Source organism: Nostoc sp. CALU 546, from assembly GCF_048836525.1.
Window position 1 is genome coordinate 1 of record NZ_JAWJTF010000352.1, and the last position, 1,959, is coordinate 1,959.

The window sequence follows — 1,959 nt, forward strand, 5'->3', positions numbered from 1 at the left end:
ATCGCCCTGGTTACTGGGCTGCCTATGTATTAGTGGGTAATTGGTTTTAAAGATAAAGATATAGCCGTAGCCACATAGGTTAGGACATTTTGAAAACCCCAAGGCTAGGAATAGTAATACTTTTACCTCCTGCCTCCTGCCTCCTGCCTCCTGCCTTCTGCCTCCTGCCTCCTGCCTCCTGCCTCCTGCCTCCTGCCTCCTGCCTCCTGCTATATCAGCGTGGAATGCCACTAAAGACCTCTTGCAAAAGTCCCTAACACTTAATTTTTACCAAAAAGCTTTGGCTGTAGGGCCTTGTAAGACATCAGGGTTATGAGAGCTTTTCCGTCTTATTTGACGGGAAGTAATTAGAGCGATCGCCAGAAAATTCACGTTTTTAATAATAGTGGATAAATTAATTTTCCTATGACCTATTAATACTCGTAAAAAATCTAGTGATTTTGTGATGGTAAACCAAGGAAATCCATCATCTACTATTGGACTAATATTGTGTTTGCCGTAACATAACTCTAAACCTTTACAGCCAGAATTCCATCTATAAATTTGCTCCATCCAAGCACTTTTGAGGGAACTATTCGTAGTCATCTCACCTATCTTAGGACATCTATTTATAGAGATAACTTTCAATAATATATCAGAGCTAAAACCAGCGTGATGAGCTAATATGCTGAGATGTACATCTTCAACTCGTATTCCTGGATATCTTTCACTAATTATCACTAACAAGCTAATTATTGCATCTGTTCTAGCAACAATACCACCTCCAGGGTTCCACTTATAACCAGAAAATCTACCATGTACAACATTTAGAAAGAACTGGATAGGAGGTACTTCTTGACTATAATCAGGTAAGAGAATTTCCATGTTATCCAGCGTAGATTTTTGATAAACCACAAATTTATTGCGTGTACTTAAAATATCGATTTGTGGACTTTTTTTTAGCTCATTAACTATTAGCATCAAGCTATTAGTATCTAAATTTGACTCCATTGCTTGAGATTTGGTTTCCAGTAAAAACTGAGTTTCAGCATCGAAAGTTACTACAAACTCAGGAGGCGTCCATCCCTTTTCTATACTCTTTAACAGTAATGAGCCATAAATATCACCTAAAACTCTGATCTTCCCTGATGAATGTAAACTAACCTTCTGGTGAACAATAAATATTCTATGCTGAGAAGATTCAGGAGAAATATTATCTAAAAAATAAGGTTCACCTATGCATTTTACATTGTCAAATATCTTAGCTGAGATATTATTTTCTGGCTTGGGTTCGGTATATAAGTGAGTAATTTTGACATTTGGCAATAAGTTAAAATATTCAATTACTTTTGGACATTCAAAACCATGATTCAGCCCAATAATCATATCTGCTTTCATTCCCATATCAGCAATTTGTTGAATGATTTTGGGAATGGTGTAAGGTAAAAAGCTGTCGGCTTTATTAGCAGCAGCTACTACTCCTAGTACTCTTGTATTGTCAAAAGTATTTTTGGTTTGAGAGATAATCCATTCTCGACAATTCTTTACAGCTTGAATATCTGAATTCAAGACGCTATCTTGTGTACTTTTTAATGAAATAGTTTTCTTTTTTAAAGATGGAATTTGCCGGACAGAGATTTTCCGAAATGTATCTAGAAACATATCTTGAAAAAATTCTATAAAAATGTTTAGACTTCATTATTTCTAGCCGTTTTCTTAATCCAGAACAGTAGTTGTCCTAACATTTTATGAATATAGCGGTTAAATGATTCTATAAAATGGCGTGATGACTTCGCATCTGACACAGATGAATAAGTCTTTGATAAGTTTTTACGTACAATTATTTAACGAATTATAAAATACTATCTTTGGTAACTTGAGATCAGCGATACACTGAGGGAAATTCCTTGAGGAAGCGTTGATGGCACGAGCAAACGGGGTTACAAGTGAAACGTCTGTAGAGGAATTACCTACAGTTTC

General features: G+C 35.9%; 1 protein-coding gene. It reads right to left on the reverse strand.

Annotation, left to right across the window (positions count from 1 at the left end):
- Positions 1-267: 267 nt before the first annotated feature.
- On the reverse strand, positions 268-1,641 hold the full coding sequence (locus RRG12_RS43595) for a hypothetical protein (protein ID WP_420763174.1): 1,374 nt from the start codon (positions 1,639-1,641) through the stop codon (positions 268-270).
- Between the last annotated feature and the right edge of the window lie 318 nt (positions 1,642-1,959).